Genomic DNA, 8475 nt, shown 5'->3' with positions numbered 1-8475 from the left:
GATTAGTTCAGGTTCAGAATACAAAACAGAGAAAGGCTATTTAATGAAAAGATTAAACATTGCATTAGACCTGTTTGGAGATAAAGCCTGTGGATATGATGGACGAGTCCTTCGGACCTGCCTGTGCCCTATGGGACGTGTGAACAAAGCCATGGATAACAAAAAGACGTTACCCACAGCTATTGCTCACACTCACAGGCTTCTCGTCCACATATCCACCAGGCCCAATAGCAACTATTTATTAACTGCAACAAAACCTCTCAAAAGCAACACCTATTTTGAGGCAACGACTCAGTATATTTTTTGTCCTTCGGCAACACCTTTCATTGAGGCAATAGGTGTTCACGCATGATTGATTGGCTGTATTAAGCAGTTCTTCCAAATGTTAAGTAGAGGCCATGCTACTGCGAATTAAGCGCTCTTAGAGCATTCCCTGCATCTCTATATCCCGCATCTATTCTCCTTCCGAGGGAGTTGGAAGAAAAATCAAAAGCGGCGTTTACATTCTCGGGATCTTTGTTCTCAATATAAATGATATTGTGGATGTATTTATAGTTTATTAAACGTTGATACCCTGGTAATTGCTTGATAGGGCTATCAATGGGGACAATCTGTTCAATTTCATTGATTACCTCGATGTATTCATTGATTTTTTCAGTTAATTCTTTATTAAAGCGGATCTTATTGGAAAATTGAATTTCAAAAATCCTGTCAAAAATATCAATCATATTGGTGGGTATTTTGCCTTTGCTTGGGAAAAGATTAATTACAATAATTTGCTTTTCTACGTCAGGATCTGGATTAAGGCTCTCCAAGACAGGGGAGAGTGGAGTGTTTTCAAATAACCCCCCGTCCCAATAACAGGTATTTTTTATAGTGGTCATCGGGAAACCAGGGGGTAAACTGCCGCTTGCTAAAACATGTAGCGAAGTAATTTCTGTTCGATCATTACCTTGATTCGAAAAAGTTTTGACTTTTCCTGTTGCGATATCTGTTGCGGTAAGAATTAGACGCATCGACGAATTATTTACTTTTTTAAAATCAATGTATTTTTCTAATAGTTGTTGCAAAGGTTTGGTGAAATAAAAGCTAGTCCAATTAGCTAAGTTCCAATAGTCAGTGCGCGGATAAAAAAAAGACGGATTTCCGAATAAGGCCAAATAAGAAGCTAGTTTATCATTCAGAAAAGGGGAGGAAAAAATAGTAAACTCGTTCCACATTGCTTCAAGGGTTGCAATGGGGTCATCTTTGGCTCCAACTAATGCTATTGCATTAATAGCGCCAATAGAAACCCCTGAAACAATATCTAGTGAAAATTGAGGCTCTTCATAGAGACGTTTTAAGGCGCCGAACTCATAAGCTCCTAGTGCACCGCCTCCTTGCAGCACCATCCCTGTTTGTTTCATGATATCCATTCTTTATTGACTGAATCTAGACATTAAGTATAGATTATTTTCAGCAACTCGATATGGATAAAAGTTTATAATATGAACTACTTTTCTAATCAGAGATCTACATGCGGAATCTTTCGATTGCTCATATCCCCGATCACTATAACCGCTGGTTTTGCATCAGTCTGAGTATTGGTGCCATCCATACCTAGAAAATCATCATAGGAAAAAGCGTAGGAATTTAAATAACTATTTTGCGGATGATCTATATTTTTATCGAAACTCAATGCATGCATGGCCTCAGAATAGACATTCACACAGGGTGCATCCTTAGTCGCACCACATTGATTGACAATGTAATCTACTGAATTATCAACATTGTTAAAATAGTATTTGAGTAGTTGTTGCATTTGTTGTTTATTTTTGAAAACTGGGTTACCTAGTGAATCAAAGAAATCTTTACCAATGAAGGCCGATTCTTTGCGCATCAACATGCCTGAAACAATAGCAGAAGTCAGATCGCGTGCAATAGTCGAATCTACAGCGTTTCTGTTATAAAAAGGTGCTTGTGCTCCCATTAAGATTGAATTACTGGCTTGTGGTGAGCTTAAATTATAAGACAACGATTCAGATCTGGTACCTCCAACCGGTGAAAAGACTAATGTTTGACTGTTTGGTTCAAAAGTTCCTGACCAGATACCTTCATTTAATTCGCTTAAATCAATTTTAATGGAACGATTGATAGCGGAAGAATAGTACTTACTGAGCTCGTTGATATAGTTGGTAAAATATCCATTAAATCGATTACCGAATCTTCCGGGGGCATCAACGCGCATTAATACATTGGCTGAATTATACACCACTAGACTAGACCATTCTGAATGGTTCCATCGTAGAGCACATTCAGGAGAGTTTATTGCTTCACCTGCAGCCCGACAAACGATAGTTTTCATATTTTTAATGACACCATCCAGGCCACCCGCATGTCCATACTCATCACCTGCTTGTTGAATCGTATAAGGGATAGCAATAAAATCAACTCCAGTTGGGTTAATAACCGTCTCACCACTAGTGCTGTAATTAAACTCAACCTTATCAAAAAGCGTTCCATTTGTCGTTGTTTGGGGATTATTTACATCAGGCTGCTTTGGTGTCAGGGCATCCTTGTCTGTAGGCATATCCAGGGCATTGCCAAAAGAAATATAAACTCTCCCAGAAGTAAGATGTGGAATGCAGGCTTGAGCTATTCCTCCCGAGCCGGGTATCAATTCGGACAATGAAATACCGTAGTCTTTTCCATTCATATTGACATCAGTAATATCGACAAGCGTTCCCACTTGATTTCCATCATTAAATTTCACATAAGCATGTTTTTTTGTTATTGGATCAATACCTAGAACTACGATATAAGTATTTTTATTTTCAATGCTTGGATTATTGGTCTTTGATAAGTCAAAGCGAACCGACATTCCGCCACCTTTACATGGGTTTTGCGAAAAAGCACAGTTACTTAGAGTCAATAAACAAGTCGCACCGAACATTAAAACGCTGATTCTGTTCATTTTGGACACTTTCATTGTATACCCTCACTTAAGTGAAAAATTTAATGCACAATATGCATTCATTAGTTAGCTATTTTATTTTACCCAGCCTGTTCTGATGCAATTATACTCAAAAAATCAAATAAATAACCATTAAATATTTAACATTACCCTTAAATACGAAAACTTGCCCAGAGGCAAGCAAGTCTAAATCAGTTTTATAGGATTACTCCGTTTTAGTTTGACAGTAGAGATACTTCGTGAAAGATTTAAAGGAGATCAGCCCGAATTTTTCAGGAGGTAGCGCGGCTATCATATTATTAATGATTCATCTATATTTATAGATGGGAGTTAAAAAAATGAAATTAAGTAAAAAACTGTGTTTTATGCTGGCTTATTTGTTGGTGATGCTGCCTTTTATTGGTTTCTATTTTGGTGGTTTTTATACTTTTCTCCCATTTATTATATTATTTAGCATGGTTCCTTGGATGGATGTTTGGTTGGTTGATCCCAGTAATCCTGATAGGACTCAAGAACACATATTGCTAAAAGACAAATATTTCAAGATTCTTACTTGGATATATGTACCTTTGCAATGTTGCTTTGTGATTTATGCAGCTTATCTGATTGTACATGTTCCTTTAACTGCACTGGAGTTTATTGGGTTTAGCTTATCAATTGGGCTTTTAACCGGTGGAATTGGAATTACTCTGGCTCATGAGCTTATGCATAAAAATTCCATGGTTGACCAACTTTTAAGTAAAATTTTATTAGTTAGCGTATGTTATGGTCATTTTTTTATTGAACATGTCCGAGGCCATCATGTTCATGTGGCCACACCCAAAGATCCTGCGACATCTCGGTTAGGAGAAAGTTTGTATCAATTTTTACCAAGAACAATTGTCGGTTCTTTTCGTTCTGCTCTGAATATTGAGCGTATGCGTTTAAATCGTTTAGGATATCCATGGTACCATTTAAACAATCAATTTTGGTGGATTATTGGCCTGCCGATTATTCTGGCAACGGCTTTTTTTTATTACGGTGGATGGATGGTCCTACTTTTCTTTATTATCCAGTCTTTGACCGCCTTTATTCTGCTGGAAATCATTAACTATATCGAACATTATGGTCTGGAACGCAAAAAACTCGCCAATGGAGCTTATGAGAAAGTTTCAATTCAACACTCATGGAATGCGAGTCATTGGCTTAGCAACATGCTTCTTTTCCATCTGCAAAGACATTCTGATCATCATGTTCATGGAGCACGTCCTTATCAGTTATTAAGGCACATTGACACCAGCCCTCAACTTCCTTCAGGTTATTTAGGAATGATAATACTAGCTCTTTTCCCTCCATTATGGCGGAGGGTAATGGATAAGCGAGTACTTGCCCATCGCTCGAAAAATTAGTCAATTTTGTAGTAGGGTTTTACCAAGAATAATGACTGATATGAGGCTCAATTAGAGTGTTGATAGGAAGCTTTTTAGGATGAATCGACTTTTTGGATTTTTTGTTGTTGTATTATTCTGGAATTTATAATAATTAATTTAAATAAACGCGCAATAAATTTAGGATCTATGGAATATTCATTTGATAGAGATTCATAATACTCAAAATTCTTTTTTTCTTGCTCGAGATCAATAATTTGTTTCCCTGCTTTTCTTTTTAATGCGCCCATTTTTTTACATAGATCCTGACGAAGAGCTATAAATCTGATAATGTCATGATCTATGTTTTTAATTTGCTCTCTCAATTGTTCAATTGTTGGCATATGTCGCTCTAGGTTCAGTATCACTCACTCCAATGACGAATTAAATAACCATGTTCCAACTGATTCACCTCTTGTATATCAGCAGCAATTCGAACAACATGACCACTACCTGGGGCGCGATTGATTGAATACCCATCGGTATTTTCAATGGCTTCAAGTGTAAAAATGTGATTATCGTTTGGAAGCATGATTTCAAGAGTATCGCCAATAGCAAATTGATTTTTTACCAATACTTCAAGCAGTTGTTTACTGCTGTCATAATTAAGTAATTCACCTACAACTTGCTGTTTTATATCCGTTTCATTTCGATCTTTATAACTTTGATATTCTTCCGGAACATGACGACGGTAAAATCCTTCTGTGTAACCTCTAAGTGAAAGTCCTTCCAGGGTATCCATGAGGCTCCAATCAAAGGGTTTACCAGCAACAGCATCATCGATGGCCTTTCGATACAATTGGGTCACACGAGCCACATAAAAATCTGATTTGGTACGTCCTTCTATTTTTAAACAATCAATACCCATTTGTGCAAGCGTTTCAACATGTTGAATTGCTCTTAAATCTTTTGAGTTAAATAGATAAGTCCCATGTTCGTCTTCTTCGATGAGATTCATTTCTCCTTCACGTTGAGGAGATTGTTCGAATAGAAAAGTATTAGGTTCTACATGTGCATTACCCCATTCATCTTCTGTACCTTCTTTAATACTATATTTCCAGCGACATGAATTAGTGCATGCTCCTTGATTTGGGTCGCGGTGATTAAAATAGCCGGATAAGAGACAACGTCCAGAGTGAGCCATACATAATGCGCCGTGCACAAATACTTCCAATTCAATATCTGGGCAATTTTCTCTAATTGCCTGGATTTCTTTCAAAGACAACTCTCGAGATAAAATAATTCGCTCAAGACCAATAGATTGCCAAAATTTTACGGCAGCAGAGTTCATCACATTGGATTGTACTGACAAATGAATTGGTTGCTCTGGCCATTTCTCTCTAACCATCATAATGAGGCCAGGGTCTGTCATAATTAAAGCGTCTGGACCGGCTTCAATCACTGGGGCAAGATCATCAAGATAAGTATTTATTTTATTATTGGGGGCAATGATATTACTTGCCACAAAAAATAGTTTACCTTGGGCGTGGGCTTCACTAATGCCCAACACCAATTTTTCATGGGAGAATTCGTTATTTCTGGCTCGAAGACTATAACGAGGCTGTCCTGCGTAGACCGCATCTGCTCCATAGGCAAACGCTCGTCGCATACGCTTTAATGAACCGGCAGGAGATAATAATTCTGGAGATTTCATGTTAATTGTTTCACCCTTATAAAAATGAATTAATGAACCGATTTGTTTGGTAAGTGGCCAAGAAAATGTTTTAAGACCATGGTTCCATCTTGTTCGAGTTTCTGGTCAGGAAAGAACAGCAGGGATTACATCGCCGTCATATTCATGGTTATCTTTTCGTATAAATCATGCCTAACCTACATACTACAATCTGCTCTTTACTGTATTATTTTAATGTGTGGTAAAGCCTCAATTATGTGGCTTCCTTAAAGGTCATCCACAATTTGTTTTCAAAATCATATAATTTGCACTTCTTGAAAATATCTAATACATAACGCAACTTAAAATGATATTCATGAAAGTATTCGCCATATTTGGTTTTTAATGCCTTATGTGCTTGCGGTAAGTTATAAAAAGGAATTCTTGGATCCAAATGGTGGGGTATATGTATCATTATATTGTGTAATAACACTCTTGATATTTTTGAAGTATGGATAACGGTACTGCAATATAAAGCACCCACAGAATGAGACCATTCGGTTTTTAAATCAAAGAAAGGGACATCGGGATGGGTATGATGCAGGTATATAATGATTGCAATAAAATAATTAAAGATAATGAACGGTAAAATTACGGCTAAAGCAACACCAGCAATGCCTCCTGCAAAAATATATGCCAAGATAAACATCATTAGCCCATAAAACAGCACTATAAGTTTACCCTTTCGATAATATTGGCTTTGCTGTTTGTCTTTACCAGGATTAAAACATAGCATTTGTTCCCACCAGATTCGCCGTAAATAATGGAAAGCACAAGTGAAAAAGCATCGCTCTACTCGATAAAGAACGCGTTGCAAAATAGAGAGTGATTGATATTCAGTACGTGTTAGCGGGCGCCATATCCAATCAATTGGAGAAAAAGAGGCGAATCCATGATGAACTTTATTGTGGCCATAGGACCACATTCGATAAATGTTTAATGAGGGAAGCATCGCGATTGTTCCAAGCACTTCGGCAATTTTACTGTCTTTAAGAAGTGCTCCATGTGCCGCATCATGTGCCCAAACAAACATCATTGCCGTGGCTACACCTGAAATCACTCCACCGATTAGCTTTAATTCCAGATGAGAATTAAAAAAAATTAAGGAAAGCCCAAATAAAAACAGTGTCAAATCAAAAAAATACCAGAATAGCGTCTTGACCTGCGATTGCTTGTAACACTCACTAGGTATGATGGAGCGGGCCACTGATGATTTTATTCCCTTTACTTGATTCCATGATTTATCTGACTGAGCGTTTTTCATAAGATACTACCTTTATAGAACTCCGGTCAAAATTGACGGGATTTTCCAAGTTGATAAAACCATAAATTGAACTTCTTACTTAAAGATCCAGAGAGCCAGACCTTATCGTGAAACAATTTTTAGTAAAATAGTTATAGAGTTGCATTAAAAATAGTGGGTAGAAAATTCGATAATTGTCGGTATAAAGCCTAATGATGCAGCCTATAATCTTTTTGAGGTATTTTAATTATTTTTTTTTAAATGACATTGATCTAGATCATGGAAATGTAAATAACCGTTGGATCCTGGGTGTGAATATTATGATATCAAATTGAATTGATATGATGTCTCAAATTTTGCAGCGACCATCGTTCATATCCGCAATAAGTTTTAATTGTTCCAATTGTAGAAATTCAATTTTCTTATGATCGATCGCAATAATTTTATTTTCTTTAAATTGAGAGAGAAGGCGGCTTATCGTTTCTGCTGTGAGCCTTAAATAATTACCGATGTCTTGACGAGACATTGGCAGTAGAAACGTCGTTTGCATTTCTGATGGGTTTAATCGGTAGGACAAATCAATTAGAAAAGCGGCAAGCCGTTGTTCTGCAGTGATTGAGAATAAATAAGATCCAACATTTAGTTGCTGACTCATTAAATATAAAATATGTTTTTGCAGAGGAGGGCTTAAATGCAGTAATTCCAGGAAATTATCGTAAGGAATTTCACAAATAACACTATCAGATAATGCCACTGCTGAAAAAAGGTAATGTCGTGTGTAAATTGCTTCAAAACCAAGGACTTCACCCGAAAAATAGAATCCTCGAATTAATTCATTTCCATCCGCATCGACCTGATATGTTTTTAAATTTCCACGTTGAATCGCGTATATGTTTCGAAAGGTATTCTGAGGAAGATATAAGACTTCATTTTTTTTTAGATGGTAGTGCTGTTTTACTGCACGATTAATTTGACTCATCCACCGTGAATTTTTTTCTTCTATGGTACAAAAAGGGGAAAATGTGCAATGTTCACATGTTGGATGATTATTATCAAAGTTTATCATATCTGAACTATCATGAAGACAAGCAATGTCTAAATTGCATATTATAAATCGCAAATGAATTTTATAATACAAATTTTTTCCATGATGTAGATCAAGGCGATAAATTTCATCGGCTCATAGAATTCTAATAAAGCT

The 8475-nt window shown here is 36.7% G+C and carries 8 protein-coding genes; 2 read left to right on the top strand and 6 right to left on the bottom strand.

Annotated elements, in window-relative coordinates:
* On the top strand, nucleotides 1-352 hold a 352-nt coding region (locus tag BW930_RS15590), incomplete at its 5' end, for a hypothetical protein (protein WP_217697076.1).
* 49 nt (nucleotides 353-401) lie between these two features.
* Here BW930_RS15590 and BW930_RS15585 read toward each other — a convergent pair.
* A complete protein-coding gene (locus BW930_RS15585) occupies nucleotides 402-1406 on the bottom strand; it encodes a patatin-like phospholipase family protein (RefSeq protein ID WP_058467707.1) in 1005 nt (334 codons plus the stop codon).
* Between the two features lie 98 nt (nucleotides 1407-1504).
* Nucleotides 1505-2953: a beta-1,3-glucanase family protein gene (locus tag BW930_RS15580; protein ID WP_238587845.1), complete on the bottom strand. Its 1449-nt coding sequence runs from the start codon at nucleotides 2951-2953 to the stop codon at nucleotides 1505-1507.
* A gap of 338 nt (nucleotides 2954-3291) precedes the next feature.
* On the opposite strand from BW930_RS15580, the gene BW930_RS15575 reads away from it, so the two are divergent.
* The gene (locus BW930_RS15575; protein ID WP_058467709.1) at nucleotides 3292-4341 is read left to right on the top strand and encodes an alkane 1-monooxygenase; all 1050 of its coding nucleotides are present in this window, start codon (nucleotides 3292-3294) and stop codon (nucleotides 4339-4341) included.
* 74 nt (nucleotides 4342-4415) lie between these two features.
* On the opposite strand, the gene BW930_RS15570 is transcribed toward BW930_RS15575, so the two are convergent.
* From BW930_RS15570 to BW930_RS15555, 4 genes are all read right to left on the bottom strand, one after another.
* Nucleotides 4416-4703 (bottom strand): chorismate mutase, encoded by a 288-nt coding sequence (locus BW930_RS15570; protein ID WP_058467710.1) that lies wholly within the window; start codon nucleotides 4701-4703, stop codon nucleotides 4416-4418.
* A gap of 20 nt (nucleotides 4704-4723) precedes the next feature.
* Nucleotides 4724-6013, bottom strand: a complete 1290-nt coding sequence (gene trhP / locus BW930_RS15565) for a prephenate-dependent tRNA uridine(34) hydroxylase TrhP (RefSeq protein WP_058467711.1) — start codon at nucleotides 6011-6013, stop codon at nucleotides 4724-4726.
* Between the two features lie 232 nt (nucleotides 6014-6245).
* The gene (locus BW930_RS15560; protein WP_058467712.1) at nucleotides 6246-7295 is read right to left on the bottom strand and encodes a fatty acid desaturase; all 1050 of its coding nucleotides are present in this window, start codon (nucleotides 7293-7295) and stop codon (nucleotides 6246-6248) included.
* Nucleotides 7296-7623: 328 nt separating this feature from the next.
* Nucleotides 7624-8340, bottom strand: a complete 717-nt coding sequence (locus BW930_RS15555; protein ID WP_058467713.1) for a Crp/Fnr family transcriptional regulator — start codon at nucleotides 8338-8340, stop codon at nucleotides 7624-7626.
* Between the last annotated feature and the right edge of the window lie 135 nt (nucleotides 8341-8475).

It is taken from the genome of Fluoribacter gormanii, assembly GCF_900156395.1.
GTDB lineage: Bacteria > Pseudomonadota > Gammaproteobacteria > Legionellales > Legionellaceae > Legionella > Legionella gormanii.
This window is presented reverse-complemented; position numbering and strand designations above follow the sequence as displayed.

Coding starts and splice junctions, on each gene's coding strand:
- BW930_RS15575 (WP_058467709.1), top strand. CDS start 3,292: ATGAAATTAAGTAAAAAACTGTGTTTTATGCTGGCTTATTTGTTGGTG.
- trhP (WP_058467711.1), bottom strand. CDS start 6,013: ATGAAATCTCCAGAATTATTATCTCCTGCCGGTTCATTAAAGCGTATG.
- BW930_RS15580 (WP_238587845.1), bottom strand. CDS start 2,953: ATGAACAGAATCAGCGTTTTAATGTTCGGTGCGACTTGTTTATTGACT.
- BW930_RS15555 (WP_058467713.1), bottom strand. CDS start 8,340: ATGATAAACTTTGATAATAATCATCCAACATGTGAACATTGCACATTT.
- BW930_RS15570 (WP_058467710.1), bottom strand. CDS start 4,703: ATGCCAACAATTGAACAATTGAGAGAGCAAATTAAAAACATAGATCAT.
- BW930_RS15585 (WP_058467707.1), bottom strand. CDS start 1,406: ATGAAACAAACAGGGATGGTGCTGCAAGGAGGCGGTGCACTAGGAGCT.
- BW930_RS15560 (WP_058467712.1), bottom strand. CDS start 7,295: ATGAAAAACGCTCAGTCAGATAAATCATGGAATCAAGTAAAGGGAATA.